This is a genomic window from Peribacillus faecalis (assembly GCF_014712675.1).
Taxonomy (GTDB): domain Bacteria; phylum Bacillota; class Bacilli; order Bacillales; family DSM-1321; genus Bacillus_AD; species Bacillus_AD faecalis.
Window position 1 is genome coordinate 100,193 of the sequence record NZ_JACXSI010000001.1, and the last position, 26,565, is coordinate 126,757.

Genomic DNA, 26,565 nt, shown 5'->3' on the forward strand with positions numbered 1-26,565 from the left:
CCACCTCCTACCGTTTATATTACCATGATATGACGGAGAATGAAAATATAGCTGTATCAGGTACGAAGGTGACTTTACTAAGATTTGTTGTTCATTCCTTGCAGCATATTGAGCATAATCGAAGCTACCTGTACACCGTTTGTTAATTTATTCACCCGCTGCGGAATTGACTTCTCGAAATGATACGTTGCTTCTATCCCCATCTCTTCCATCAGTTGAGGATTTCTCGATAGTTTACGGTACCACATCGGCTGCAGGCGAATATAGTTTAAGTAATCTTGATTTCCTTTAATAAAATCAAACACATCTTGTCTCACTATACTTCCCTGCTTTCTTAATCTCTTCTTAAAGCAAAGGGATTACTTTTTGCTTTAGCGGGAGCAGTTTCAGCACTGTCTTTTTCCGAAGAGCCTTGGAATTGCGAAATCACGCCTGATATTGTACCAAGCGCTTGACTTAAATTAGCAACGTGCTTTTGCATCGATTGCACATCCATACTTTTCAGAGCGTCAAACAAAGAGGCCGATGCAGCTTCTTGTTCCGCATTCTTTTTTTCCTGTTCAACAGAATCGGCTCCAGCATTCCGATAACTTTCCCAAAGCTTATCTTGTTCGCCAAGCAAGTACCAATCCTCATAAACTTCCTGCCAGGTGTAAACACCTCTTCTCACTTCATAAACTAATGAAGGATGTTTTCTCAAAAATGCTTTAAACTCTTCCAAGGAGCGCTTTTCCGACATCTTCCTTCACCTCATAGACTTACTTGTTCCTATGCATGACTAACATGCACATTCACCTACTACACTATATGAACAAAGAGCGGAATTGTGAGAAGAAAAACCGTCACCGATCCTTTTTCATTTTTGATTTCACTTCTTGATTTGTCTTCAATGAAAAAGGAGCCATGTGGGAGGACTAAGACGAACCACCCAAGAAACCCGGTTTTGGTTTCTTGGATGGGGTGGCTTAGGACCGATCATGGCAGGTATAAGGTTAGACAGCTGTCTAAGTTCGAAGCTTTATTATCTTTATAGGAAAACCGTTACCGGTGCTTTTTCATCTTTAAAAAAAGGACTGAATCTGAAATTTAATCAGCATTCAATCCTAAATTGATTATTGTATAATGAAATTTTGAGTAAAATAGCTTTGATAAACACCTACACCTAAGCGTGTAAAATCTTCATTTAATAATGTATCACGATGCCCTTTACTATTTAGCCAGCCTTCAAAAGCTGCGACACCATCTACATATTTTGCCGCTATATTTTCACCAGCTCCATTAAAAGAGATTTCTCCGCTCTCTAAACGGTCACTCAAACTTCCGTTGCCAGGGGATTCATGAGCAAAAAAGCCATTTTCAAACATATCCAAACTATGCAGACGAGCGACTTCTGCCGTCTCCTCATCCCACTCGACTTGATTCATTTCAAACCTGTTTCGAATAATGTTCGTAATAGAGAATATTTGTTGTTCATTCCCTTGATCAACGAGTTGCCATTCTTCATCCGACAATTCATTCGATTCAGGCAAGTCACCTCGGTAAATCATCTCATAAGGTCTTTGCAGTACAAGCACTTCCGGCGTTAGAAGTCGAACACTTGTCACCAAACCGGTAAATCTATCAATATAAATTTGAGCATAAAAATCTCCAATTTTAATTAACGGTCTCATTCCCAAATCTTCTTCACTCAATTCGAATTGATAGGTCGTTCCATCATATTCAACATCGATTACAACTTGCGGGTGAAATGTTTGATACAGTTCATTCACACGCTGACCAATTTCAAAAGGATCAATAGCTAACTCGTTCCCTAAAGCATAGATTGAAACAACTTGTTGATCCTGAACGGCAACCTGCAGATAGTTTTCCTCGCCTCGATCATATACCCACCATTCATAGCCGAAAGCCGATAAATCAATTCGATCCGGTTCTCCGAAAAGAGCAGATACCTCTTGGACATCTTTTTCAATAAGTGAAAGAATACCGCCATCCGGAATTTCATATATATTATTCTGCGAATCTGCTATAAAGGATGGCTCATTGTTGCTTTCATTCGAGGATTGATTGTTATCAAAAAGGTAGAAACCTATTATACAAAATATAATTGCTAATAACAGAGTTTTCAGAAGTCCTTTCAGATGTTATTACCTCCTTTCACTATTGTGTATTTCAATCTAGTTTTTTAAACCAATAATCTTTGGCACGTTTATGACAAATATTCTAATAATAGCAATATAATTATAACATTTTGTTCACACACTAGATAGATGAAACGAACAAAATCACTTATGCCCAACATTTACCAAAAGCACACGATAAAAATGACGCTTTTGTGAAAACGCACCCTCATGTTCAACTGCTCATTGCAAGTTGCCTATTTTCATAATATTATTAACAAGAGGGAAAATTTAGCATGTTTTTCTATTATTTTCTATTAATGGCTATTTGCACTTAAACAGCACCGACAAGGAGGTTATAACAATGCGTTTTGAAGACACAGGCTTTGAAAGAGTAACTGCAGACCTTAATCGCTTGGACGATTGTTTACCGGAATTTGGTCTAATTCGCGCTGAGCAATGGGATTATGAAAGAGTTTGCTACGATCGAAAATTTGAAGAAAAAGAAGGCGTATATTACCTTCGCATTTTAGGTTACGCAAAAGAAGGGGATGTAGGCGCTCATCGCGCGACCATTCAGCTGTTAACACCAATCATCGGTAAGCACTATTATCCTCATGGTGTTGAATACGGAGAAGATGAATACTTCCCACCAAGCTTATTGAAACAGTGTGAATCCATTCTTGCAGAAGTAAAAACAGCAGTAGATCAATTTGCTTTTACAAAGTAAGAAAAACCGTTTCTTTTTCATTTTTAATTTCACTCCTTGATACTACTCCAATAGAAATGAGCATGTAGGTATAAGGTTAGACAACTAAAACCGAAAAAGAGGTCAATTTAAGCTGGATGCTTTAATTGGCCTCTTTTTTCTACTAATATTTTATTGTCTATGTCCCAAGTATCGCCTTAATCACTGATGTTGTTTCTCCTCCACTGTAGATAACATAAAGCAATAAATAGACAGCAAGCCCGGTAATACCTGTACAAAACCAGATAATACTCGTCTTCGGACCAAGCTTTTTATGTAATCTGAAATTCCCTTTAAAACCAGAAACCAGCATGGTTATTCCTAATACAGCACCTGTTGTAGCTAACAAAATATGAAAAATTAAAAATACTGTATAGTAGATTTTTATATCATCTGGACCGCCAAAAGCTGTATTTCCGATAAATAGAGTTCGGCTTGCATAAATGATGAAAAAAGTAACCGCAAATATTGCAGCTAAAATCATCGTTTTTTGATGCGCAGTACGGTTTTTTTGTTTAATCTGTGCCCAGCCGATTGCGACAGTAATCGCACTCAATAAAATAAACGCCGTGCTTATAGTAGGCAAAATTGGTAGAGACATAACTTAAGACGTCCTCTCTTCGTATATTCACTTTTTATTCTAATAAACTATTTTTTATTTTTCAATAAATGTAACAATACTGACAATTAATTCATGATTAAATTATAAATCGCATACAAAACAGTGGACTTCCACTATAATTCTCCTACTTTCGGATTCATATCAATGCTGTCTTTACTCTCTGTTCTAAACCAGGCATAAAAGATTTTTGCCATAAAAAATCCGTAAACAAGCTCTTGAATAATTTTCATAATCACTCCTCCCGTTCGTTGATCTTCCAACAAAGACATGCTGTTGAACATTTCTGGACCGGATAAATCTAGTGTCGCGAGCATACCGGCAGGTACACATAATTCCATTGCTTTCAACCAAAATGCCGAATCTGAATAGGTCTGATACATCGGCAGATCAGCAAAAATAATTAAAGCGCATGCCGGGGTAAGTAAAATCCCGTTTGCAAATATGTAGCCAATCCGTTTTAAACCGAGGAAACCTTGGTATTCTTCAAGTTCATTAACGAGCGGCCACCACGTGCATATAGCTGCAGCAAACAATACAGTCGTGTAAACCGCATGTAGCAGCATATCTGTTTTAACAGCATCAAATATGATTGGAATATGATATAAGGAGAACATTCCAACAAACAAAAACAAAGCAATTAACGGTTTCGTAAAAAAACTGAACAGTGGCTTTATAATACTAATTTGCAAAAAAGGTCTCCATAGCCACTTCGGTATCGCAAGTATGAAAATCGGTGGAATTAATAAGTATAGCAAAGCCATTTGAGTCATATGTACACTGAACATAATATGTCCAAGCAAATCGACAGGCGAACCTTTTACAATATATAAAAGTACAACTGTCACACAAAAAAATACTACGTGTTTTTTTGCTAAAGGCTCACTTACTGAGCAGATTTTTTGCCGGTACACTGTCGTCCCTAAAAAATAAAGCAGTGCAACACCAATGAGAAACAGCATAAAATACGGACTCCACAACGCACGAAAACCGAATATATCTAAAGTCAATTTCATTCACCTCCATTAAAATTGTATAAGAAAAAAGCTGACCAAATGAAAGCACCACTTCCATCGAGAGAAGAAACGCCTTTCTATCAGTCAGCCTTTATCCCGTTTCACTTTAAATCCAGACAATTGTCACAAACGCCAAAATTGTAACCGCTCCGACTGTAAGCCCGGAATATAAAAACATCGCCGGCAACTCATGCCCTTTATGGCTCATATGCATAAAATAATACAATTGGAATATGACTTGAACAATTGCCAAAAGCAAGATCGTAATGACAGCAAATCCATCTGAAATGCCATCATAACCAATTGCGACAAAGGCGATGAGCGTCAAGAAAATCATTAAAGAAAAAGAAATGATCTGATATTTCATATCTTCAAGGTTTTTCCTGCGTCTAAATTGTACATCTACCTTAGGATGAGCTGAATTTTCATGATTATTTCCCATTACTTATCCCACCATTCCCATCAAATATACAACGGTAAAAATGAATACCCATACTACATCGATAAAGTGCCAATAAAGACTGGCAACGTAAAACTTCGGCGCATTGTATAAGTTTAACCCGCGTTTAGCATTACGAAGCATAAGCGCGGTAATCCACATCAAACCGAAAGCAACGTGGGCTCCGTGAAAACCAACTAATGTATAGAAAGCCGATCCAAATGCACTTGATGTAAAAGTAAAATCATATGCATGCACATAATGATAAAACTCATAGATTTCAAGAGCCAAGAACGCGGCACCTAGCAGCACTGTCACTAACAGCCATGCTTGCATTCTTTTAAAATCAAAATTCTTCATGTGGTACATAGCATACACACTTGTTAAAGAACTTGTTAACAAGAGCATAGTTGCCAAGAACACAAGAGGCATACTGAACATATCTTTCGCCAAATAATGATCGGCGTTCGGAACTTTATCTTTTAATGCAAGGTAGGTCGCAAACAACGTCGCAAATAGAACTGTTTCGCCTCCAAGGAAAAACCAAAATCCTAGAAACTTATTTTTCCCCTCTAAGGTGGCTTGTTCAGGCGAAGAAGGCCACGTTTCTTCTGTGAATTTTTCTTCGATATGCATTATGCGATCCCCCCTTTATCATCATCTTCCATTAAATCTTCTTTATGAATATGATAACCGAGATCATCTTTAACTGAACGAACAAGCATTGACAGAAGTGTAATCAATAAACCGATGATAAGTACCGGAATCGCCCAGCTTGTTCCATCCGGCATATACATCGCACCAAAGGCGGCTATGAACAGGCCTAAAGACATCACAAACGGAATAATCGAACCATTCGGCATATGAATATCCCCTATCGGTTCAGCAGGCAGCATTCCTTTTTTGCCTTCCATCTTTTCAAGCCAATAAGCATCAAGCCCCCGCACTAACGGCAATTGCTTGAAGTTATATTCAGGCGGCGGAGAAGCGATTGCCCACTCAATTGTACGCCCGTCTTCCCACGGATCGTTCCCGACTTTTTCATTTTTGATTGATGTTACGACAACATTGTACAACAAGACGACAGTACCTACTGCCATTAACAGCGCACCGGCTGTACTGATTGCATTCATTAAATTCAAACCTTGGTTTGGCAAAAATGTATGAATACGGCGAGGCATACCCATTAATCCTAAGAAGTGCTGCACAAAGAATGTTAAGTGGAAACCGACAAAGAAAAACCAAAATGTCACTTTGCCCAATTTTTCGCTAAGCATTGTACCGAACATTTTCGGCCAATAAAAATGCGCACCTGCCAATAACGCAAATACTACACCACCGACGATAACATAATGGAAGTGAGCGACAACGAAATAGCTGTCATGGAACTGATAATCGGCTGGAGCTGCAGCATTCATAATCCCTGTTACACCACCCATGACGAACGACGGGATGAAAAAGACAGCATACAACATCGGAACAGTAAACTTTATACTGCCGCCCCACATTGTAAATAGCCAGTTGAATATTTTGATTCCAGTCGGAACAGCTATTGCCATTGTAGCGACAGCAAAGATAGCATTTGCTACCGGGCCAAGTCCGACAGTAAACATATGGTGAGCCCATACCATGAAGCCTAAGAATCCGATTAATACTGTTGCAAAAACCATGGAAGAATAACCGAAAAGTCGTTTTCTGGAGAAGGTTGCAAAAATCTCTGAGAAGATCCCGAATGCAGGAAGGATTAGTATGTATACTTCTGGGTGTCCGAAAATCCAAAATAAGTGTTCCCAAATGATTGTATTTCCGCCCATTGTTACATCAAAGAAGTTGGAGCCAAACATGCGGTCAAAAATCATTAAGAATAGCCCGATAGTCAACGGAGGAAAAGCAAATAGTATGAGAGCTGATACGACAAATGTTGACCATGTAAATAGCGGCATTCTCATAAAAGTCATTCCTGGTGCGCGCATATTGATAATCGTAACAAGGAAGTTAATTCCGCCGATTAGCGTTCCTGCACCTGAAATTTGTAAGCCTAAAGCATAAAAATCAATTCCGTGTCCCTCAGATGCTAACGATAATGACGCATAAGATGTCCATCCAGCATCAGGAACAGCCTGGAAAAACCACGAAAGGTTTAAAAATAGACCTCCAAATAAAAAGAGCCAGAAACCTAACGAATTCAAGAAAGGAAAAGCTACATCGCGAGCGCCAATTTGCAATGGCATAATCGCATTCATAAACGCAAACACCAATGGCATCGCAGCCAAGAAAATCATCGTTGTACCATGCATTGTAAGCATCTCATAATACAGACCGGCACTAATAAAATCATTATCTGGCCTAGCAAGCTGTATTCGGATAAACATTGCTTCGAGTCCGCCGATAATGAAGAAGAGTCCGCCTGCAACTAAATATAAGTGGGCTATTTTTTTATGATCGACAGTTGTTAAATAGTCCCAAACAAAAGCGCCTATCCCCTTTTTTTGAGCATAAGTACTCACATTTCTACCTCCCTTTGTCCACCATTACTCTTCGACTTTCAATTGCATTAAGTAATCTGTTAAAGCATTCAATTCCTCATTGCTGAATTGTGGGTACGAAGGCATTTTATTGCCTGGTTTAATCTCTTGAGGGTTTTGGATCCATGCTTTTACATTTTCTTCAGTGTTTTCCTTAATTCCAGCTACCATTTCACGTTCCCCGAAATTAGCCAAGTTCGGAGCAACACGCAACGCAGTCGGAGTGTCTGAATTTGTTGTTACAGCATGACAAGAAATACAGCTTTCCATAAAAATGGCTTCCCCTTGCTTAGCACTTGCTCCCTCTACTTGCGGAGTCTCAACTGCTTTTTTCATGTCACCAATCCAAGCATCAAACTCATCTTTCGATACCGTTTTCACTTTAAAATCCATCAATGCATGACCTTCACCGCAAAGCTCGGCACATTTCCCATAAAACATATTGCCGGCTTCCTCGGCTTTTTCACTGTCAAACGTTAAGAAAAATTGATTGACGTTATCCGTATTTGTATCAATTTTCCCTCCGGCAGCAGGTACCCAGAAAGAATGTTTAACATCGGATGCAGTAAGATTGAAATAGACTCTTTCATCTGTAGGAACGACTAAATCCTGACTTGTTACAACCCCATAGTCCGGATATTCAAATTCCCACCAAAATTGATTTGCTCTTACATTTACTACAACTGCATCCCGCACTTCCCCTTCAGCTACCTTTTGATCAATCCCCTTCGTCTCAGCTAACTGAAAAGTATACGAAACTGTCGGGACAGCCAATATAATCAATAGCAAAATCGGAATGATCGTCCAAATCAATTCCAAAGTATGACTGCCTTCAACCTGTTTCGGAATTTTCCGATCATTACCTTTACGCTTAAAACGGAAAACAACGTATAAGAAAATGATCGTTACGACAACAACAACTCCTACCATAATGGCTGTACTGAGCACGATTAAATCATACTGCATTTCAGCCACTTCGCCTGCCGGCTGCAGTGCTGAGAGGAAAGGTTCCCCACAGCCTGCAAGAATTAGCGCTACAATCGAAAGCATTCCAGTAAGACGCCATTTTTGTAGCTGTTTCTCCATACTGAATAAACCCCTCTTTCGTTTTGAAATTTCTCACAATCCCCTTTGTGCGAACATCCCGTAGCTGCTACATCCCATATATGAAATTCTTTAAAAGAAAGAACCCCCGCAAATTTATATCAAGGTCACAATGACCATTGAAACAGATAAAATTGTTAAGTAATTTAATGAATAAATAAACATTAACTTCGCCCATTTATCATCATTTTTCATCTTAAATCCGTATAAACCTAATACAAGCCAGCCAATATTTAAAGCCATCGCAATAATCATTAACGGCAAACCAAGCGGATCAAGGAAAAATGGAATCGGCATTAACAGCAATATCCAGAAAATCATCGAAATCTTTGTCCGCTTAAATCCTTTAACCACCGGAAGCATCGGAATACCTGCTGCACGATATTCTTCTACTCTTCGCATTGCCAAAGCATAGAAATGAGGCGGCTGCCAAATAAACATAATTAAAAACAGCATCCATGCAATTACACTTAAATTAGCGTCAACTGCTGCCCATCCGATTAGCGGTGGCACTGCGCCGGAAAGGCTTCCGATAATTGTATTAGATACTAATTTACGTTTTGAAAAGGTATACAAAATGACATAAGCAAATACTCCGAACAAGCCAATTAAAGCCGCTGTCCAAGTTGTGAATGCCAATAAGATTGTCCCGACTAACACTAATGTTAATCCAAGCAATAAAACAGACTTGGCACTTGCTTTCCCGGTTACGGTCGGTCTTTTCTTTGTTCTCTCCATTAAATGATCGATGTCACGGTCAATGTAATTATTTAACGCTCCTGCTCCGCCAATAATAAGAGCAGAACCGATGATAGCCAATACAACAATATCCAGGTTTTTTAGAAAACTCATCCCTAAAAAATGGAGAGCCAGCCAAAGTCCCGTGAACACGGTGATTAAATTGGATTTTATGATGCCGCTTTTAACAAGCGCAAGGAAATCATTCCATGCTGCCGTTTTTGTAGTACCCCTTTGTTTGCTAGAATCAGATTCTGATAGCGCTTTTTGATCCAGGACCTTTGAATTTGACATTATATTTCCCCCTCTTAAAACCTTCCAAGTAAAAAATGTATTAATACTTTCTCACCTTATATTATTCCATACATTTCTATATTTGTATTGAAAGGCGCTCAACCAAAGTATACCATCAAAATGACTTTTTCCAGAAACAGCACATAAATTAGTATTTATTTGATAATTTTAACATTATATGTATATTAAAGCACCTTTTTTGCGGCTTTTGTGAATTTTTTTTGTATAATTTATTACGATTTCATGTCTTTAAAGGAGCTCGCATTTTTATCAAATGATATGCATTCCTATATATTTCTACCAAAATTTACAAAAACTTTCAATGATTTTCATATATTTTTTGTCATTTAATATATCATTCTACTTAAAATGATAATTTTCATTTGATGTCATGACCATTTTTCTTTATGATGGTATTTAAGGGTAAAATTAGAAATTATTTTCAAATTTTACAATTTTAATAATGCGTTCTTTCTATCATGGTTAAGTAGGTGAATATTCAGTGCAAAGAGGCTTAAAATGGTTTGCCGTTATTACGACAATCGGTATGCTGCTCGTACTGCTCGGAGGTGCTTTAGTAACAAAAACAGATTCCGGAGATGGATGCGGAGATTCATGGCCGCTTTGTCACGGAGAGCTTATTCCGACAGAAATAACGCCGGAGAAAGCGATTGAACTGGCACACCGTATTGTATCAGGGGCAGTAGGGATATTTGTTTTAATTCTTTCTATTTGGAGTTGGAGAGTAATCGGTCATATACGTGAAACAAAGTTTCTGGCTGCGGTTTCGTTTTTCGTACTCGTTTTCCAAGGACTGATCGGCGCTGCCGCTGTCATGTGGGAACAATCAGACTTTATATTAGCAGTCCACTTCGGCATTTCGCTTATTTCATTTGCAGCAGTTTTTTTATTGACATTGCTTATTTTTGAAATTGATAAAAAATTCGAAGCCGAAAAGGTAATTATCGACCGGAGGATGAATTTTCATATTGTCGGCATCATTCTCTATGTATTTCTCGTCGTATATACCGGTGCACTCGTCCGGCACGCAAAGGCCAGCCTCATATGTTCTGATTGGCCACTATGCCGAAACAATGAATTCGCTTGGCCGATTAATCTTCATGAATGGATACAAATGGGGCATCGCGGAATGGCCGGCATTGCCTTTCTGTGGATTGCCTATGTTACATACATAGCCATCAAGTATTATAAACATCAAAAAGTGATATACGGAGGCTGGACTGCCGCTCTCATACTTATCTCCCTGCAAGTTATATCGGGAGCCATCATTATATTTACGCAACTAAATCTTTATGTAGCACTTGCTCACGCTTTATTTATTTCCTGTCTGTTCGGCGTTTTAAGCTACTTATTGTTGCTGGCTAGCCGAAGCAAGAAAAATGCATTCTTATATAGTAAAGAACAAAACAGCCCCGCTAAGGCTCAATGAACCTTAGCAGGGCTGTTTTCATTTACTTTTCGATCTCGAGTAAAAGATCTCCTGTCGTAATGGCTTCACCATTATACGCATAAACTTCTTTGATGACACCGGTAAACGGCGCTTGTACCGTCGTTTCCATTTTCATTGCTTCTGTAATGATTAAATGGTCGCCTTTTTGGACTTTCTCGCCCTTCTCAACCAGCACTTTAATAACCGTTCCCGGCATCGTTGCACCAATATGGTTGCTGTTCGACGGGTCCACTTTCGGCTTAGTAGCCACAGTAGATGTTACGCTCTCATCTTTTACGACAACCTCACGCTGTACGCCGTTCAGTTCAAAATAAACTGTTCTTGTACCGTCAGCATGAGCATGTCCAACTGATATTAACTTAACAATCAACGTTTTACCTGTTTCAATCTCAACTTCAATTTCCTCACCGGTACGCATTCCGTATAAGAACGTAGGTGTGTCCAAATTCGTAATATTGTCAAAACGTTCCTGTGTTTTTGTATACTCAAGGAATACTTTCGGATATAACGCATAAGCAATAACTTCAAAGCTCGTTACCGGACGTTTTACTTCTTTATAAAGCTCCTCTTTCAGCTGGTCGAAATCAACATCTTCCAACAGCTCGCCCGGACGTACAGTAATGGCCTTTTTGCCTTTTAAAATGACTTTTTGCAGTTGCTCCGGGAATCCTCCAACAGGCTGCCCAAGCATTCCTTCAAAAAGCTCAACTACTGAATCAGGGAAATCCAGCGTTTCGCCTTTTTGCAGCACTAGCTCTTCATTTAAATTGTTTTGTACCATAAATAAAGCCATATCGCCGACAACTTTTGAAGAAGGTGTTACTTTTACAATATCGCCAAACATCATGTTCACACGTCGGTACATATCCTTTACTTCGTCCCAACGGTCGCCGAGACCTACTGCTTTTGCCTGCTGTTGCAAGTTGCTGTATTGACCGCCTGGCATTTCATGCTGATAAACTTCTGTATGTGGAGCAATCATGCCGCTTTCGAAATCTTGATAGTATTTGCGAATATCTTCCCAGTAGTAAGACAACTGTTCCATTGCTTTAATATCAAGCTTCGGCTTGCGGTCTGTACCTTCAAGCGCATAGTATAAGCTGTTCATGCTCGGCTGCGATGTCATCCCTGCCATTGTGCTTAAAGCTGTATCAACAATATCAACGCCCGCTTCAATCGCTTTACTGTATGTCAAAATACCGTTTCCGCTCGTATCATGCGTATGCAAGTGAATCGGAATATTCACAGTATCCTTCAATTCAGAAATGAAACGATAGGCTGCATTTGGCTTCAGCAATCCTGCCATATCTTTAATGGCTAAAATATGGGCCCCTTGGTTTTCAAGCTCTTTTGCCAACTGCTTATAGTAATCCATTGTAAATTTCGTTCTTGTCGGATCGTCAATATCGCCTGTGTAACAAATAGCTGCTTCAGCGATTTTGCCTGTCTGTCTGACTGCATCAATAGCTGTCTCCATGCCTTTCACCCAGTTTAAGCTGTCGAAAATACGGAAAACATCGATGCCTGCCTGTGCCGATAATTGGACGAATTCACGAATGACATTGTCCGGATAATTTTTATAACCGACTGCGTTTGCGCCTCGAAGAAGCATTTGGAATAAAATATTCGGCATTTTTTCACGAAGGCCTAATAGTCTTTCCCAAGGATCTTCTTTCAGGAATCGGTAGGCTACATCGAATGTCGCTCCTCCCCACATTTCTGTTGAGAATAAGTTAGGCATTAATTTGGCAGTAGGTTCGGCGATTTGAAGCATATCCGTCGTACGCACACGAGTTGCCAAAAGCGATTGATGAGCATCACGGAATGTTGTATCGGTGATTAGCACTTCTTTTTGCTCTTTAATCCAATTGACTAATCCATCTGCTCCTCGGCTATCCAAAATTTGCTTCGTGCCTTCTGCATATCCCAGATTTTCAGGCAAAATAATTTGCTTAGGCTGTTCAAAAACCGGTTTCTTTTTCTTTTCGATGCCCGGGAATCCATTCACTGTAACATTTCCGATGTAAGACAGCATTTTTGTGCCTCTGTCTTTTCGCACAGGGAATGAGAAAAGCTCCGGCGTTGTATCGATGAAAGACGTATCAATTTGACCTTTTCTGAACTTCTCATGTTTAATCACATTCTCTAAGAATGGGATATTCGTTTTAATGCCGCGAATACGGAATTCTTTTAAGTTACGGCTCATTTTATTGGCTGCCTGCTCAAATGACAATGCCCAAGTAGATACTTTAACAAGCAATGAATCATAATAAGGAGTTATGACAGCGCCTTGGAAAGCATTTCCTGCATCCAAACGGACACCAAATCCACTCGCAGAACGGTAAGCCATCAATTTACCTGTATCCGGCATGAAATTATTTAAAGGATCTTCCGTTGTGATACGTGATTGAATCGCATAACCGAATAAAGGAATATCAGTTTGCTGCGGAATATTTACTTTGTCGCTATGTAAACCGTGACCTTCAGCGATCAAGATTTGCGATTGTACAATGTCAACTCCGGTAATCATCTCAGTAACTGTATGTTCTACCTGCACGCGAGGATTTACCTCAATGAAATAAAATTGTTCATTCGCTACAAGAAACTCAACCGTTCCAGCATTTACATAGGAAACGTTCTTCATCAATTGAATAGCTGCATCACAAATATTATTTCTCAATTCATCCGACAATGAAACTGAAGGAGCAATCTCAACTACTTTTTGATGGCGTCTTTGCACAGAACAATCACGCTCATACAAATGAACAATATTACCTTCATGATCGCCTAAAATTTGCACTTCTATATGTTTAGGATTTTGAATAAATTTCTCTACATAGACTTCATCGTTTCCGAAAGCTGCCTTCGCTTCTGATTTAGCGCGGTCATATGCTTCTTTAACCTCTTCAGCACTATTAACGATACGCATGCCGCGTCCGCCGCCTCCTAATGAAGCTTTAATGATAATTGGATAGCCGTATTCTCTTCCGAACTGCTCAACATCTTCAAGAGAAGAAACAGGTCCGTCACTGCCCGGGATAACCGGAATATTAGCCAACTCTGCTTGAATGCGAGCCTTCACTTTATCTCCGAACATGTCAAGATGCTCTGTATTTGGTCCGATAAAGATAATGCCTTCCTCTTCACATCTTCTAGCAAAGTGGATATTTTCTGAAAGGAAGCCGTAACCCGGATGAATTGCATCGACACCGGATTTCTTTGCGATTTCGATAATTCCTTCAATGTCCAAGTAGGCATCAATCGGCTTTTTCCCTTCCCCAACCAAATATGCTTCATCCGCTTTAAATCGGTGATATGAACCGGAGTCTTCCTTTGAATATATAGCAACTGTCCGAATATCTAGTTCAGTACATGCTCTGAATACACGGATTGCAATTTCTCCTCGATTGGCAGCCAACACTTTTTTAATACGTTTTTCCAATCTTCACACCTTCTTTTTCTATAAAAATATTATAAAAGGAACTTAAGTAATTCCTTAATATACTAAATATACAATATAAAGCGGCAAACAAATATATCTTTTTGTTCGATTTGTGGAATTTATCAAAAAAAGTCAGCAGAATTTACATCTGCTGACTGTTAAAACGGGAAACATATTTGTTTTGCTGATAATAGTTTGTTTGTTGCTCTTCTTTAGGATACTGCAATGTTTGTTTACTTTTATACTTTTTGTCATATTTATTAAACATTGAGATGTTCACTAAAATCCCCATCGCTATTGCCAAAAGCACACTCGAGGAACCTCCATAACTGACGAATGGCAAAGGAACGCCCGTAATTGGTATAATTCCTGTAAGGCCGCCTAAGTTTATAAAGGTTTGTATGCCGATCATGCTGGAAATCCCAATGGCGAGCAAACTGCCGAAAGCATTGGTGCATTTAGTGGATATCCAAAACCCTTTTAATACGATAAAGCCAAGACACCCAAAAACAATGATTACACCAATCAGTCCAAGCTCTTCCACAATGATGGCCATTATAAAATCGGTGTGAGGTTCAGGTAAATAACCGTACTTTTGCACACTGTTGCCTAAGCCTGTTCCAGTCAGGCCACCCGTGCCCATCGCAATATAGCCGTTAACGACTTGATAGCCGGTTGATTGTTCGTATTCAAACGGATCCATAAAACTGGAGATACGTCCCATTCTGTTTTCGGTAAAGATATCATCTTTAAGTAAATAAATAAACGGAGAAACAATTAATACTACTGCCATGGCAATAGCAAAAAGTTTCATAATATTCTTTTTCCCTATTCCTGAAGACATTATGACTGTCGCAGCAATCAACGCAATAATGGCTGCTGTTCCGAAATCCGGCTGTAACGCAACCAGACCGCACACAAAAACCAAAAACAAAATAGGAGGAAGAACCCCTACGTTAAATTTATCAAGATAATCTTGTTTTTTTGCATACACAGCGGACAAATAGATAATGACGCCCACCTTTATGAATTCTGAAGGTTGGATACTTCGTGCTCCAAGCTTAAACCAGCTTTGCGCATTTCCGGCTGTATGGCCAAGAATCAAAAGTGCAGACAGAACTCCGAGAGAACCGAAGAAAATTAAATACAGCACATTCTTTGATTCATATGCTTTGTAAGGGAAAATAGCAAAAAACAAAAAAACTGCAAGTGCAACGAGCAAATTCAATTTTTGTTTCTGGAAGAAGAAATCACTCTCATACCCATATACTGAAGGGCCCCAAACCATACTGGCGCTATAAACCATGATCAGTCCAAAAATACTGATAATAAAAATAGCAGCAATTAAACTATAATCATAGGATTTCGCAATGGATTTCACAATTTTTTTTAACATTGAAAACATCCTTACTTATTTTCATAGATTTTATTTTAGTTGCATGTTATGTAATCGAATAAACACACTCTTTTATTATACACGAGAATATAATTGAGTGAATGCCTTCAATAAGTAAAAAAACTCAAACAACCTTTGACATTGTTTGAGTTTTTAACACATGTTATTTTTTCACAGAAGCTTCATGTAAAGCTGATAATTGTCGCTCCAGTTGATCCAGAAGCGCTTTCCCCTGTTCTTCCTTCACTAATCCTAATCTAACTGCGTAATCAATCTCACGCGATAAACCGTACATCTGTGTATCAAGAACTTCCTCATAAAGCGGGCATTGGGGCATTGTCAAATTATCCATCTGCACTTTTATTAACTTTAAGATTTTATCAGCATCTGCTTTCAATAAAGCATACGCTCTCTCCTGATGTTGTAAAATCGTTTCCGACGTCATTTCTCAAATCCCCCATTTCAGAGCGATTAACTAACTAATCTATCTATAAATTTTAACCTCAATATAGTAAAAAAGCAAGGAAATATATGATGGTATATGACAATCAATACTCAAAAATAAGAATTAAGTAAATAGTCCGTCTTTTGACACCATCTTGAGGCTTTGTAATTTCCAGTCTTATTCAACTTCGATATAATAAATAAGACAACTATATGTAAATGAGGGATAATCATGGAAAGCATTGTTCAAATTAAAGGAAACGTCGGCTATTCAATTACTCTAGATCCAAGCGTATGGCTATTTGATGACCGCAAGCAAAAATTAGAAGACTTCTTCGGCGCTGCAATTCAAGAAGAAGATCAATTAGAAGCATATACAAAAGCCGCTTCTGAACATTGGGATCGAGAAGTAACAGAAGGCGCAACACCTCCGAGTGAGAAAAAAGAGAAGAAAAAAACAATCAAAGAACAATTGACAACAGAAACTTTCGGAATATTGTTCCGTGATTTTTTAAAAAACAGCGCCCCAACCGAAACTGCCGAAACAGTAATCGTTGTCAGCGAAGAAGGAAACCATGCATTTCCGATCGAACAGGCATATCAGTTTGTTCTTTGCTTCTCCAACCAAGGAAAAGCACTGACTGAAGACGGCCCGATTCATGTTTACTACAATAATAACGATACAGATAAAATCACAAAAGTGCGCGAATTTATTATTGAATAAGAGAAAGCGTCACCTGTCCTTTTTGATATTTTTTTGCCAATCAAAAAGGAGACATGCGGGAACCGATAAGCGGAAGCGACCCGCAAGTAAGGAACAGCGACTAGGGACGCTACGTCCGCATGTCTTCGCCGATGTCACCTACATCCTGTAGGCTTCCGACCATGGCGGATATAAGGTTAGACAATGTAACATATAAAAAAAGGACTGTGTTGACCAGGGATTCATCCTGCAAGTCGGCACAGTCTTTTAAAGCTATGAGATCCTATCAAGTATCTCCCTACAATATATTGGCCGCCAGCTGAGCCAATATTGACCTTTCCCCCTTCACAAGCTTTATGTGCCCGCTTACACTCTCACTTTTAAATTTCTCAACCACGTACGTTAAACCATTGTTGTATTCATCTAAATACGGATGATCGATTTGTTCGGGGTCACCCATTAAAACAATTTTGCTCCGCTCCCCTACCCGTGTCAATATCGTTTTCACTTCATGTTTCGTTAAGTTTTGTGCCTCATCGATAATAATGAATTGCTCCGGTATACTGCGCCCCCTAATGTATGTCAACGCTTCGACTTCGATAGAATTTATACCGGAGAGTATCGCATCGAGCTCGCCAGGTTTCTTTGTGTTAAACAAATGCTCCAGATTATCGAATATCGGCTGCATCCACGGTCGCAGTTTTTCGCTCTTTTCCCCCGGCAAATAACCGATGTCCTTGCCTAAAGGCACTATGGGTCTTGCGACAAATAACTTTTGATATTTTCTAAGATCCTCGGTTTGCATCAATGCCGCCGCCAGCGCCAACAACGTTTTGCCCGTACCCGCTTTCCCAACCATCGTGACAAGCGGAATATCTTCACGCAGCAGCAATTCTAAAGCCATTGTTTGCTGCACATTTCTCGCCTTGATGCCCCAAACCCGTTCTTGATCAAAAATTAACCGTTTTACTTTTGTCGCGTTATAGTTGACTATGCCGATAGCGGATGCCCTGCTGCCAAGAACATCTTTCATCAGTATGAATTCATTCGGATACAGCTGTTTTTTCGTAATCATGTTCAGAGCCAGTTCTCCCTGTTCATAAAAGTTTTTCATCATTTCCTGGTCAATCTGAATCTCCACTAAACCGCTATAGATTTGATCTAAATTTACTACTCTGTCATTCAAATAATCTTCTGCCAACAACCCGATTGCATCGGCCTTGACACGCACTAGCGTATCTTTGCTGACGAGAATGACCTGTTTCCCTTTTTCCTTCAGCTGCTCTTGAATTGATAAATTTTTTGCAACCGCCAATATGCGGTTATCATTTGTTTTTTCTACAAATATTTCTTGTAATTGATGAAAAAATTTATGGTTTAATTCAATTCTAATGGTGCCCCCATTATGCAAACTTATTTGTTCATGAAGCTTCCCATTTTTTCTGAGTTGATCGATTAGTTTCGATATTTGTCTGGCGTTCCTCCCCACTTCATCCATATTTCTCTTTTTCGAATCGACTTCTTCAAGAACAACAGCGGGGATAATAACCTCGTTATCCTCGAATGAGAAAATCGAATACGGATCCTGCAATAAGACGTTCGTATCTAACACGTATATTTTGTTCAATATAATGCCTCCTGCCGGATATAATTCAATGATACTGTCCATGAAATTGAAGCTTTGGCACTTATAGTATCATTATATGAACCCTATATAAGTATTGCTAAAATATATGTTCTTATCTCCGAAGTTAGAAGAGCAAAGCAAAGCTCTTGTTTACTGAATATTCTAAATATAACACAAAAAAACATCTATGGAGACGTTTTTCTGACGAAAAAGACTTAGCCATAAATGACTAAGCCTGTCTTAATGCCTCTATTACCTGCAAATCGAGCTTATCCGCCGCCTCTTGATCATAGGTCGTTTCATATTGCGGTTTAGAAACGATTTTTGATCCGTAAAACATAACATCCCTAACTTCTTTAATATGTAGCTCTATTAGCGATAACTTTAACGTAATGCCTTCTATTAACTGTTTCTTAACAGAAGTTTCACCACTTATGGAATAAGTGGATTCATTCGCTATAAGCGTAATAACCGCCTGATTCGAACGCTCAATATTTTGAACAATTTTAGATTTCGCTGCAACAGCGAAAACAATCGTCCGTTCATCCTTTGCGTAAACCCATGAAATTGCATTCACATCCGGAGCTCCGGATTCAAAGTCAACTGTAGACAAAATGACAAATTGTTTCTTTTGCAGCTCGCTTAAAAGGGGCTGAAATAACTGGTCTTCCACAATATTAGCCATTCAAATCTCTCCTTTTATTATTTTTACAAATTTCACTTATATGCTATACATGATATACTAGCATTACAAAACAAGCTAGAGGTGTAAAATGAGAGTAAAATGTGTGATATGCGATAATATCGAAGTACTAAAAGATGATTCGCCGACTGCAAAAAAACTGCGCAATCGACCTATACATACGTTTATGTGCCATACTTGCCACAATCGCATAGAAAAAAATACAACAGCAAGAATCGAAACAGGTAACTTCGTTTTCCGCAAGCCAACCCCAAAAGATAATGACTGGTAAATCGAAAAACCGGCACCGGTCCTTTTTCATCATGAAATGCTACTTAGATTCACTTCGATGAAAAAGGAGCCATACGGGAGGACTAAGATGAATCACACGAGAAACCCGCCTTTGGTTTCTTGGGGGAGGCAGCTTAGGACCGAGTATGGCAGGTGTAAGGTTAGACATCGGCAAAAGCGGAAGCGGCCCGTTCAGCCTCGACCAGCATAAGACAAGCCGGTTGGAAGGTTGCTTTTCACCTTCCAGACGGATTGGCTTATGTCCTCGAGAGGCTGGTCGCTAGAGCTAGACATCGAGAAAAACCGGCACCGGTCCTTTTTCATCATGAAATGCTAACTTAGATTCACTTCAATGAAAAAGGAGCCATACGATAGGACTAAGATGAATCACACGAGAAACCCGAAGCTTAGTACTATTATATGCCTAAAAAAAGGTAAGTACACGATTAATCGTACACTTACCTTTTTTTATTTTTCATTCATAATTCCGATATCTGTCCGGGTTTTCCTTAATGCTATCAAGCATACAGTCGATCAATTCTTTTGGAAAACGGTATGTATGTTCTTCACCTTTTGAATGGCATGAAACAAAGTAAAGCTCTTCCTCTTTTTCTACCTGAATATGTGATACTGCATACTCTTCTTGTAACAGTCGCGAAAAATCTTGTTCTGTCTCTTTAGCAGCCGTATCATCCGGACGTGCTTCACATACTACTTTAATCGACAGCCAATTATATATCGCATCCTGTAAAGATCTCAACATCAATCGCTCCCTTCAATCATTTTGCATCGCTCATTTAATCTTATGCATGATCGCCGCTTTGTGCTCTGCGGTGAAGAAACAATCGAAAACGGTAAATTCCAAGGAATAATGCAATGATCAGCAATCCCTCAGCCATCGGCAAAAACGCTGCGAAGAAAGTCAAAATCGTGCAGCCGAACGCCAAACAGATATAGATGATGATATTTTTCAACAACGAAAGTTTTCTTGCAAATCCCAATTTATAGACAATTATAGATAGAATAAGCACAGTAATGTATAAATACCACATTCCTTGTTCCGGATTTTTATCAATTTCAAACAGCGATGCAAAAAAAGTTAACCGTTCTGTAATATTAGCTTCCATCCCTAGTTCCTCCCGCTTTGTAACTTACTAAAAATTGCCTTTATATACAATAATAGCCTAACACATCTTATAGCTTCGTTTAAAGCATAAGATGTGTTAGGCTTGTGAAATTTCGTATTAAAAATACGGGAAATTAGTTTGTTTCAGCGTATTTTTTCTTTTTCGCTACACGTTCACGTTCACCTTTATCAAGGATTTTTTTACGTAAACGGATGCTTTCAGGTGTTACTTCGCAATACTCATCTTCGTTCAAGTATTCTAATGATTCCTCAAGAGACATAATACGCGCTTTTTTCATTGTTGATGTTTGGTCTTTGTTTGCCGAACGCATATTAGTCATTTGTTTAGCTTTTACGATGTTAACTGTCAAGTCATTTTCACGGTTATGCTCTCCGACAATCATACCTTCGTAAATTTCAGTACCTGGCTCAACGAAGATCACACCACGGTCTTCAACACCCATAATACCGTATTGAGTCGCTTTACCTGAATCCATTGATACAAGTACACCTTGACGACGTCCGCCAACTTGTCCTTGAGCCATTGGCTTGTAGCTGTCAAATGTATGGTTCAAGATACCGAATCCACGTGTTAACGTTAAGAATTCAGTTGTGTATCCAATTAGACCACGTGCCGGCACTAAGAATGTCAGACGAACTTGACCGCTTCCATTGTTGACCATATCAAGCATTTCACCTTTACGAGCGCCAAGAGATTCCATAATTGCACCAGTATGCTCTTCCGGAATGTCGATTTGAACGCGCTCAACAGGTTCGCAGCGAACGCCGTCGATTTCACGAACAATTACTTCAGGTTTAGAAACTTGAAGCTCGAAGCCTTCACGTCTCATGTTCTCGATTAGAATTGATAAGTGAAGCTCACCGCGTCCTGAGATAATCCAAGCATCTGGAGAATCAGTCGGATCAACACGTAAACTCACGTCTGTTTGCAGTTGCAATTGAAGACGCTCTTCGATTTTACGAGCTGTTACCCATTTACCTTCACGACCGGCAAACGGGCTGTTGTTTACTAAGAACGTCATTTGAAGTGTAGGCTCATCAATACGAAGTACAGGAAGTGCTTCTTGATGTTCAACCGGACATACAGTTTCACCTACGTTAATGTCTTCCATTCCTGATACAGCAACCAAATCGCCTGCTTTTGCTTCGTCAATTTCAATACGTTTTAATCCTGTGAAACCGAAAATTTTCGTTACACGGAATTGTTTTACTGATCCATCAAGTTTCATAAGAGCAACTTGCTGGCCAACCTTCATTGTTCCGCGGAATACACGACCGATACCAATACGTCCAACGTAGTCGTTATAATCCAATAATGCAATTTGGAATTGAAGCGGATCTTCGCTGTTGTCGATCGGAGCAGGAATTTTTTCTACAATCGTTTCGAATAATGATTGCATATTATCTTCCTGATCTGCCGGGTTCGGGCTTAATGAAGATGTACCGTTGATTCCTGAAGCGTATACTACAGGGAATTCTAACTGATCTTCTGTCGCATCAAGCTCGATGAATAAGTCGATTACTTCGTCTACTACTTCTTCCGGTCTTGCAAAATCACGGTCAATTTTGTTTACAACAACGATTGGCGTAATTTTTTGTTCTAATGCTTTTTTCAATACGAAACGTGTTTGCGGCATGCATCCTTCATATGCGTCAACAACAAGGACTACGCCATCAACCATTTTCATGATACGTTCTACTTCACCGCCAAAGTCGGCATGTCCAGGAGTATCAAGAATATTGATTCTTGTATCTTTATATTGAACAGCTGTATTTTTAGCTAAGATTGTAATTCCGCGTTCTCTTTCGATGTCATTTGAGTCCATGGCACGTTCAGCAACTTGCTCGTTTTCACGGAAAGTTCCTGACTGTTTTAATAATTGGTCAACCAATGTTGTTTTACCATGGTCAACGTGGGCAATAATGGCAATATTGCGGATATCGTTACGATAATTCAAGCAATTCCACTCCTACTATTTAAGATTAACTAAAACATTATAACACACTGACACTGATAGTGGAAAAAAACAATTTTTTTCTGTACAATAATTTTGACGAGGTGATAATATGGGTGACAAAGTAATTTTCTTATTTTTAGCAATACTCGCAGCAGTTTGTATGGCCGGAGTCGGTATCAGCATTGGGCTTCGTGAGATTATCGGCGGCTTAGGTAGCATTGCTGGTATTATTATATCCTTAATTGCTTTATGTGCTGTCATGGGATATGGGTTCGTGTTGAAAAAAAAATACCGAGAAGCAGGACGTTTATAATCAAACGCGTAAGCGCCCCGTTTAGCACCGTAGACGAAGACATGCGACCGTGGCGATTCTCTCTCAGAGATAAAGGAAACACGAAGAACGACAGTGTTCGATGTTGACTTATCGTAAGGAGGTTGCCGAAGTAAACTAGGCGCTGGGCGCTGAAGCTGAACGTCGATGACGATTCTCAAACTAAAAAAAACCGCAATCTTGAAAAAATTGCGGTTTTTTTAGTATATAAATTATTTACGACCGAAATCCTCATTTAAATCCATCAGTTCCCTGCGAATACGCATCAAATTTTGTTTACATTTATTTTTTGCTTCATCATTATTCATTTGCATAGCCTCATATAGTTTTCCAAGCTCGGAATCTAACTCCTCACGAAACTGATAATTCCGGTTCGCCTTTATTTCTTCAACAATTAATGCATAATTTAACGTTTGTTTCATACCATTACCCCTTTTACAAACAGATTTTCAAAACCTAAAACAGCACAATCGTTCTCATTATCTGCCTCAGTATGATAAACTAATTGTAAATATTGTCGATACAAGGAGATTGTAATATGGAACAGTTTCAAGGATTTACAGAACAAGATTTTAACGTATTTGAGATTGAAGGACTTGAATCTAGAATGGAGGCTTTAATTGAAACAATCAGACCAAAATTGAACGAATTAGGTCTACATTTCTCTCAAGAATTGTCGATTCTGTCCGGAGATGAAATCTTCCCTCATGTGGCAAAGCACGCAAGACGCACAATCAATCCTCCTAAAGATACATGGGTTGCCTTTGCTCCCAATAAGCGCGGATACAAAATGATGCCGCATTTTCAAATCGGATTGTGGGGTACTCATTTGTTCATCTGGTATGCTGTCATTTATGAAGCACCTGCTAAAGTTGAGATTGGAAAAAAATTCTTAAAAAATATTGATTTCATCCAAAACCACGTACCAGCAGACTTTGTTTGGTCAGTCGACCATATGCAGCCTGGAAGCCAAAAGCATCAAGACTTATCCAAGGAAGATTTGGAATTAATGTTTACTCGACTCCAAACAGTAAAAAAAGCGGAATTGCTATGTGGCGTTCAAATCCCTCAAGAACAGGCGGTCAAGATGTCCGGAGAAGAATTGATTAAAAAGATAACCGATACATTCAAGCAATTAATGCCGCTGTACAAATTAAACTAAATTATAATTAATTGTACTTATAAGAGAACGAATTAACTTGTGAAATCGTAAAAAACAGGTTAAAACTTGGAAGTCTTTAATTGTATTGTACTTTAAAACGAACGGGTATGTAAATACAAAAATTTACATACCCGTTCGTTTTATAGCTTTATTCGATCACCGTTTGCGCCGGCTTTAGCCGCTTGCACAACTCGGTATGATGAATATCCGCTAACTTCTTCAAACTCTTTGCAAATTGTTTTTTCTCCGGCAATGCTCGGAACAATCTCTTTAAAACGGCGGTACTTCGTCATCAGCAAGTCTCTTTCGATACCTTTTTCATACGCTTGCTCGACCGCTTCAAAAAAGGCAATTGCATCAACGATTTCTTCTGTGCTCCAATCAATGTCAATCGGATATTGATATTCCATTTTTCTTCACTCTTTCATCAGTTATTGCCACTTAGTGCGAATACTCTCTGCTGTCGAAATCATTGAACTGAATAATTCGGCAACGGTAGGCACATCTTTAATTAAGCCAAGCACTTGTCCTGCCCAAGCAAAGCCTTCATCGACTTTACCTTCATATATGTACCTTTTATTTGTTTCTCCACTAATGTACTCTTTTAATCCTTTATATCCTACATCTTCTTTTTCTAATTGTAAAATTTGATCCGTCCACGAATTGGATAAAGCGCGGGCAGGCGCTCCAATCGAACGTTTAATAACGACCGTATCGCGTTCTGTGCCGTTAATGAGCGCTTGTTTATAAGCATCGCTTGCGTGAACGCATTCCTTTGTGGCGATGAAACGTGTGCCCATTTCGATACCTTCAGCACCTAAACTTAAAGCTGCCATCAATCCTCTGCCGTCACCAATCCCTCCTGAAGCAATGACCGGGATTGAAACCGCATCGACAACTTGCGGCACTAACACAAATGTACCGACATCATCTCTGCCTAAGTGGCCGCCTCCTTCTTGGCCGACAACCATAACCGCATCAGCACCGAGCTCCTCTGCTTTTTGGGCCTGCCTCTTAGAAGCAACTAATACAAGCTTCTTCACATCTGTCCCTTCCAACACATCGAAAACAAGCTTCGGATTGCCGCCGGTAATGGTAGCGATTTTCATGCCTTCTTCGAGCGCTGCCTCGACATAGCTTTCAAACGGTCTTCCTTGCTGTCCGATTGCGAAGTTAACGCCAAACGGCTGATCCGTCATTTCTTTAACGAGGCGCATTTCTTTTTTTAAATCTTCAGGGTCTTTAAGGCTCATCGCCGTAATTTGCCCCAACCCTCCGGCATTGCTTACTGCTGCCGCCAAATCTGAATAGGCGAGATAAGCCAACCCTCCCTGAATAACAGGATAGCGAATCCCCAGCAATTGCGTTACTCTCGTTTCCCAATTCATCGTCATTCCTCCTCACAAATATTGGAACTACCTTTAATTTTAATGGAAGTTCTTTAATATGTCGCCCAAAAAGAAAAACCGAGCTATCCATGTTCAAAAAGTTTATCTTCTCTTTAAAAAGAAAAAGAGCTTATCTGAATAATTCAGATAGGCCCTATCATATAATTACTTCTCTTCGTGAGAATGGCAGTTATCGCATTTCGAGTATAAAACACTCACTTTTTCGTTTTCAAAAGATTCAATCGTATCGTTGCATGTTTGACAAACAATAGTTCCCATAATTCCCATTTGTATTCCCCTTTACGATTTATTGTAAACGCTTTATTCGCTTGAATTTATAATAATATAACACAATTAAAATATCAAGCCTAAATTGTATGTAACATTTAACATTTTTATCAAATATTTTGATATTTTAATAACCACTAAACAAACACAATCTAAAAAAGGACCTCAAATAATGCTTCCTGAGGTCCTCATATATTTTTTATCAAACTTATGTTGCAGTTCAATCATATTCAGACTGAAAAGGCACTTCCGGCAATTCTTCGAGAAAAAAATCAGCTAAATCTTTCGCTTGCTCACGCGTTGATATTTTAAAAGTTGATTGCAAGTGATCCAGATCTTCAATATCTTTTTGTTCAAGGAGAGACGAGCGTCCGGTTTGCATACAAACCACCAATGGCTTACCAAAAAACATATTCGTGTAAATAATGCCGAAATCATAACGGGTATGATTTGTCGTAAAACCGATAAATCGAACTTTAGCATTTTCAAACTCATCATACAACTTATCAAAAAGCTCCATTGCACCTTCCCCCTTTAATAAGATAATATTACATTAACCTTATATTAATTTACAATTTTTGTAAATTATATTTTAAACCTATTCAGGATGGTTTTTCATCTTTTTCAGATGCTAG

General features: G+C 39.1%; 29 protein-coding genes. 6 read left to right on the plus strand and 23 right to left on the minus strand.

Annotated elements, in window-relative coordinates:
- Positions 1-77 precede the first annotated feature (77 nt).
- The 3 genes from IEO70_RS00465 to IEO70_RS00475 all read right to left on the minus strand — a co-directional run bounded on the left by IEO70_RS00465 (position 78) and on the right by IEO70_RS00475 (position 2,138).
- Entirely contained in the window at positions 78-317 is a 240-nt protein-coding gene (locus IEO70_RS00465; RefSeq protein ID WP_190996393.1) for a YlbE-like family protein, read from the minus strand.
- Between the two features lie 17 nt (positions 318-334).
- A complete protein-coding gene (locus IEO70_RS00470; protein ID WP_190996394.1) occupies positions 335-721 on the minus strand; it encodes a YlbD family protein in 387 nt (128 codons plus the stop codon).
- 391 nt (positions 722-1,112) lie between these two features.
- Complete coding sequence (locus IEO70_RS00475) at positions 1,113-2,138, minus strand: CAP domain-containing protein (RefSeq protein WP_328820843.1); 1,026 nt, start codon at positions 2,136-2,138, stop codon at positions 1,113-1,115.
- A 343-nt stretch (positions 2,139-2,481) separates the two neighbouring features.
- Here IEO70_RS00475 and IEO70_RS00480 point away from each other — a divergent pair, with 343 nt between their 5' ends.
- A complete protein-coding gene (locus IEO70_RS00480; protein ID WP_190996396.1) occupies positions 2,482-2,847 on the plus strand; it encodes a YugN family protein in 366 nt (121 codons plus the stop codon).
- A 157-nt stretch (positions 2,848-3,004) separates the two neighbouring features.
- Here the strand turns inward: IEO70_RS00480 and IEO70_RS00485 are convergent, their stop codons facing one another.
- The 7 genes from IEO70_RS00485 to cyoE all read right to left on the minus strand — a co-directional run bounded on the left by IEO70_RS00485 (position 3,005) and on the right by cyoE (position 9,600).
- Complete coding sequence (locus tag IEO70_RS00485) at positions 3,005-3,466, minus strand: DUF420 domain-containing protein (RefSeq protein ID WP_190996397.1); 462 nt, start codon at positions 3,464-3,466, stop codon at positions 3,005-3,007.
- Positions 3,467-3,600: 134 nt separating this feature from the next.
- Positions 3,601-4,500 carry a cytochrome c oxidase assembly factor CtaG gene (ctaG, locus tag IEO70_RS00490; protein WP_328820837.1) on the minus strand — a complete coding sequence of 300 codons (900 nt, stop codon included), beginning with the start codon at positions 4,498-4,500 and terminating at the stop codon, positions 3,601-3,603.
- Positions 4,501-4,606: 106 nt separating this feature from the next.
- Complete coding sequence (ctaF, locus tag IEO70_RS00495; protein ID WP_190996399.1) at positions 4,607-4,942, minus strand: cytochrome c oxidase subunit IVB; 336 nt, start codon at positions 4,940-4,942, stop codon at positions 4,607-4,609.
- Positions 4,943-4,945: 3 nt separating this feature from the next.
- Positions 4,946-5,575, minus strand: coding sequence for a cytochrome (ubi)quinol oxidase subunit III (locus IEO70_RS00500; RefSeq protein WP_190996400.1), 630 nt, complete (start codon positions 5,573-5,575; stop codon positions 4,946-4,948).
- Complete coding sequence (locus tag IEO70_RS00505; protein ID WP_190996401.1) at positions 5,575-7,446, minus strand: cytochrome c oxidase subunit I; 1,872 nt, start codon at positions 7,444-7,446, stop codon at positions 5,575-5,577. Before IEO70_RS00505 ends, IEO70_RS00500 begins: the two co-directional genes overlap by 1 nt.
- A 24-nt stretch (positions 7,447-7,470) precedes the next feature.
- Positions 7,471-8,550, minus strand: a complete 1,080-nt coding sequence (coxB, locus tag IEO70_RS00510) for a cytochrome c oxidase subunit II (RefSeq protein ID WP_190996402.1) — start codon at positions 8,548-8,550, stop codon at positions 7,471-7,473.
- A gap of 114 nt (positions 8,551-8,664) precedes the next feature.
- On the minus strand, positions 8,665-9,600 hold the full coding sequence (gene cyoE, locus IEO70_RS00515) for a heme o synthase (protein WP_190996403.1): 936 nt from the start codon (positions 9,598-9,600) through the stop codon (positions 8,665-8,667).
- 502 nt (positions 9,601-10,102) lie between these two features.
- Here cyoE and IEO70_RS00520 point away from each other — a divergent pair.
- Positions 10,103-11,050 carry a COX15/CtaA family protein gene (locus IEO70_RS00520; RefSeq protein ID WP_190996404.1) on the plus strand — a complete coding sequence of 316 codons (948 nt, stop codon included), beginning with the start codon at positions 10,103-10,105 and terminating at the stop codon, positions 11,048-11,050.
- A gap of 22 nt (positions 11,051-11,072) precedes the next feature.
- Here the strand turns inward: IEO70_RS00520 and pyc are convergent, their stop codons facing one another.
- From pyc to IEO70_RS00535, 3 genes are all read right to left on the minus strand, one after another.
- Positions 11,073-14,513, minus strand: coding sequence for a pyruvate carboxylase (gene pyc, locus IEO70_RS00525; RefSeq protein ID WP_190996405.1), 3,441 nt, complete (start codon positions 14,511-14,513; stop codon positions 11,073-11,075).
- A gap of 142 nt (positions 14,514-14,655) precedes the next feature.
- Positions 14,656-15,897, minus strand: a complete 1,242-nt coding sequence (locus IEO70_RS00530; protein WP_190996539.1) for an FtsW/RodA/SpoVE family cell cycle protein — start codon at positions 15,895-15,897, stop codon at positions 14,656-14,658.
- A gap of 175 nt (positions 15,898-16,072) precedes the next feature.
- Complete coding sequence (locus IEO70_RS00535; RefSeq protein WP_190996406.1) at positions 16,073-16,354, minus strand: YlaN family protein; 282 nt, start codon at positions 16,352-16,354, stop codon at positions 16,073-16,075.
- Positions 16,355-16,585: 231 nt separating this feature from the next.
- Between IEO70_RS00535 and IEO70_RS00540 the strand changes: the two genes are divergently transcribed.
- The gene (locus tag IEO70_RS00540; protein ID WP_190996407.1) at positions 16,586-17,077 is read left to right on the plus strand and encodes a peptidyl-prolyl cis-trans isomerase; all 492 of its coding nucleotides are present in this window, start codon (positions 16,586-16,588) and stop codon (positions 17,075-17,077) included.
- A gap of 277 nt (positions 17,078-17,354) precedes the next feature.
- Here the strand turns inward: IEO70_RS00540 and IEO70_RS00545 are convergent, their stop codons facing one another.
- Both IEO70_RS00545 and IEO70_RS00550 read right to left on the minus strand, forming a co-directional pair.
- A complete protein-coding gene (locus IEO70_RS00545) occupies positions 17,355-18,686 on the minus strand; it encodes a PhoH family protein (RefSeq protein ID WP_190996540.1) in 1,332 nt (443 codons plus the stop codon).
- Positions 18,687-18,912: 226 nt separating this feature from the next.
- Positions 18,913-19,368, minus strand: a complete 456-nt coding sequence (locus tag IEO70_RS00550; protein ID WP_190996408.1) for a pyridoxamine 5'-phosphate oxidase family protein — start codon at positions 19,366-19,368, stop codon at positions 18,913-18,915.
- Between the two features lie 88 nt (positions 19,369-19,456).
- On the opposite strand from IEO70_RS00550, the gene IEO70_RS00555 reads away from it, so the two are divergent.
- The gene (locus IEO70_RS00555) at positions 19,457-19,657 is read left to right on the plus strand and encodes a YlaI family protein (protein ID WP_190996409.1); all 201 of its coding nucleotides are present in this window, start codon (positions 19,457-19,459) and stop codon (positions 19,655-19,657) included.
- A gap of 474 nt (positions 19,658-20,131) precedes the next feature.
- Here the strand turns inward: IEO70_RS00555 and IEO70_RS00560 are convergent, their stop codons facing one another.
- The 3 genes from IEO70_RS00560 to typA form a co-directional block, all read right to left on the minus strand.
- Complete coding sequence (locus IEO70_RS00560; protein WP_190996410.1) at positions 20,132-20,419, minus strand: hypothetical protein; 288 nt, start codon at positions 20,417-20,419, stop codon at positions 20,132-20,134.
- A gap of 40 nt (positions 20,420-20,459) precedes the next feature.
- Positions 20,460-20,783, minus strand: a complete 324-nt coding sequence (locus IEO70_RS00565; protein ID WP_206711450.1) for a YlaH-like family protein — start codon at positions 20,781-20,783, stop codon at positions 20,460-20,462.
- Between the two features lie 133 nt (positions 20,784-20,916).
- Positions 20,917-22,761 carry a translational GTPase TypA gene (gene typA / locus IEO70_RS00570; protein WP_190996411.1) on the minus strand — a complete coding sequence of 615 codons (1,845 nt, stop codon included), beginning with the start codon at positions 22,759-22,761 and terminating at the stop codon, positions 20,917-20,919.
- 109 nt (positions 22,762-22,870) lie between these two features.
- Here typA and IEO70_RS00575 point away from each other — a divergent pair, with 109 nt between their 5' ends.
- Positions 22,871-23,074: a DUF5325 family protein gene (locus IEO70_RS00575; RefSeq protein ID WP_190996412.1), complete on the plus strand. Its 204-nt coding sequence runs from the start codon at positions 22,871-22,873 to the stop codon at positions 23,072-23,074.
- A gap of 230 nt (positions 23,075-23,304) precedes the next feature.
- Here the strand turns inward: IEO70_RS00575 and IEO70_RS00580 are convergent, their stop codons facing one another.
- Positions 23,305-23,514 carry a hypothetical protein gene (locus IEO70_RS00580; RefSeq protein WP_206711467.1) on the minus strand — a complete coding sequence of 70 codons (210 nt, stop codon included), beginning with the start codon at positions 23,512-23,514 and terminating at the stop codon, positions 23,305-23,307.
- 116 nt (positions 23,515-23,630) lie between these two features.
- Between IEO70_RS00580 and IEO70_RS00585 the strand changes: the two genes are divergently transcribed.
- Positions 23,631-24,254 carry a YktB family protein gene (locus IEO70_RS00585; RefSeq protein WP_190996413.1) on the plus strand — a complete coding sequence of 208 codons (624 nt, stop codon included), beginning with the start codon at positions 23,631-23,633 and terminating at the stop codon, positions 24,252-24,254.
- A 140-nt stretch (positions 24,255-24,394) separates the two neighbouring features.
- Here the strand turns inward: IEO70_RS00585 and IEO70_RS00590 are convergent, their stop codons facing one another.
- The 4 genes from IEO70_RS00590 to IEO70_RS00605 all read right to left on the minus strand — a co-directional run bounded on the left by IEO70_RS00590 (position 24,395) and on the right by IEO70_RS00605 (position 26,450).
- On the minus strand, positions 24,395-24,664 hold the full coding sequence (locus tag IEO70_RS00590; protein WP_190996414.1) for a UPF0223 family protein: 270 nt from the start codon (positions 24,662-24,664) through the stop codon (positions 24,395-24,397).
- A 21-nt stretch (positions 24,665-24,685) separates the two neighbouring features.
- A complete protein-coding gene (locus IEO70_RS00595) occupies positions 24,686-25,642 on the minus strand; it encodes an NAD(P)H-dependent flavin oxidoreductase (protein ID WP_190996415.1) in 957 nt (318 codons plus the stop codon).
- Positions 25,643-25,807: 165 nt separating this feature from the next.
- Positions 25,808-25,921, minus strand: a complete 114-nt coding sequence (locus IEO70_RS00600; protein WP_190996543.1) for a GapA-binding peptide SR1P — start codon at positions 25,919-25,921, stop codon at positions 25,808-25,810.
- A gap of 229 nt (positions 25,922-26,150) precedes the next feature.
- Complete coding sequence (locus IEO70_RS00605; protein ID WP_190996416.1) at positions 26,151-26,450, minus strand: DUF3055 domain-containing protein; 300 nt, start codon at positions 26,448-26,450, stop codon at positions 26,151-26,153.
- Positions 26,451-26,565: the final 115 nt, after the last annotated feature.

What these genes read in the sequence shown, in the direction of transcription:
- IEO70_RS00485 (WP_190996397.1), bottom strand. Translation starts at nt 3,466, where the DNA reads ATGTCTCTACCAATTTTGCCTACTATAAGCACGGCGTTTATTTTATTG.
- IEO70_RS00590 (WP_190996414.1), bottom strand. Translation starts at nt 24,664, where the DNA reads ATGGAATATCAATATCCGATTGACATTGATTGGAGCACAGAAGAAATC.
- IEO70_RS00535 (WP_190996406.1), bottom strand. Translation starts at nt 16,354, where the DNA reads ATGACGTCGGAAACGATTTTACAACATCAGGAGAGAGCGTATGCTTTA.
- IEO70_RS00550 (WP_190996408.1), bottom strand. Translation starts at nt 19,368, where the DNA reads ATGGCTAATATTGTGGAAGACCAGTTATTTCAGCCCCTTTTAAGCGAG.
- IEO70_RS00595 (WP_190996415.1), bottom strand. Translation starts at nt 25,642, where the DNA reads ATGAATTGGGAAACGAGAGTAACGCAATTGCTGGGGATTCGCTATCCT.
- IEO70_RS00600 (WP_190996543.1), bottom strand. Translation starts at nt 25,921, where the DNA reads ATGGGAACTATTGTTTGTCAAACATGCAACGATACGATTGAATCTTTT.
- IEO70_RS00560 (WP_190996410.1), bottom strand. Translation starts at nt 20,419, where the DNA reads ATGTTGAGATCTTTACAGGATGCGATATATAATTGGCTGTCGATTAAA.
- IEO70_RS00480 (WP_190996396.1), top strand. Translation starts at nt 2,482, where the DNA reads ATGCGTTTTGAAGACACAGGCTTTGAAAGAGTAACTGCAGACCTTAAT.
- IEO70_RS00565 (WP_206711450.1), bottom strand. Translation starts at nt 20,783, where the DNA reads ATGGAAGCTAATATTACAGAACGGTTAACTTTTTTTGCATCGCTGTTT.
- ctaF (WP_190996399.1), bottom strand. Translation starts at nt 4,942, where the DNA reads ATGGGAAATAATCATGAAAATTCAGCTCATCCTAAGGTAGATGTACAA.
- IEO70_RS00540 (WP_190996407.1), top strand. Translation starts at nt 16,586, where the DNA reads ATGGAAAGCATTGTTCAAATTAAAGGAAACGTCGGCTATTCAATTACT.
- IEO70_RS00580 (WP_206711467.1), bottom strand. Translation starts at nt 23,514, where the DNA reads ATGAAACAAACGTTAAATTATGCATTAATTGTTGAAGAAATAAAGGCG.
- IEO70_RS00575 (WP_190996412.1), top strand. Translation starts at nt 22,871, where the DNA reads ATGGGTGACAAAGTAATTTTCTTATTTTTAGCAATACTCGCAGCAGTT.
- cyoE (WP_190996403.1), bottom strand. Translation starts at nt 9,600, where the DNA reads ATGTCAAATTCAAAGGTCCTGGATCAAAAAGCGCTATCAGAATCTGAT.
- IEO70_RS00500 (WP_190996400.1), bottom strand. Translation starts at nt 5,575, where the DNA reads ATGCATATCGAAGAAAAATTCACAGAAGAAACGTGGCCTTCTTCGCCT.
- IEO70_RS00605 (WP_190996416.1), bottom strand. Translation starts at nt 26,450, where the DNA reads ATGGAGCTTTTTGATAAGTTGTATGATGAGTTTGAAAATGCTAAAGTT.
- ctaG (WP_328820837.1), bottom strand. Translation starts at nt 4,500, where the DNA reads ATGAAATTGACTTTAGATATATTCGGTTTTCGTGCGTTGTGGAGTCCG.
- IEO70_RS00585 (WP_190996413.1), top strand. Translation starts at nt 23,631, where the DNA reads ATGGAACAGTTTCAAGGATTTACAGAACAAGATTTTAACGTATTTGAG.
- coxB (WP_190996402.1), bottom strand. Translation starts at nt 8,550, where the DNA reads ATGGAGAAACAGCTACAAAAATGGCGTCTTACTGGAATGCTTTCGATT.
- IEO70_RS00555 (WP_190996409.1), top strand. Translation starts at nt 19,457, where the DNA reads ATGAGAGTAAAATGTGTGATATGCGATAATATCGAAGTACTAAAAGAT.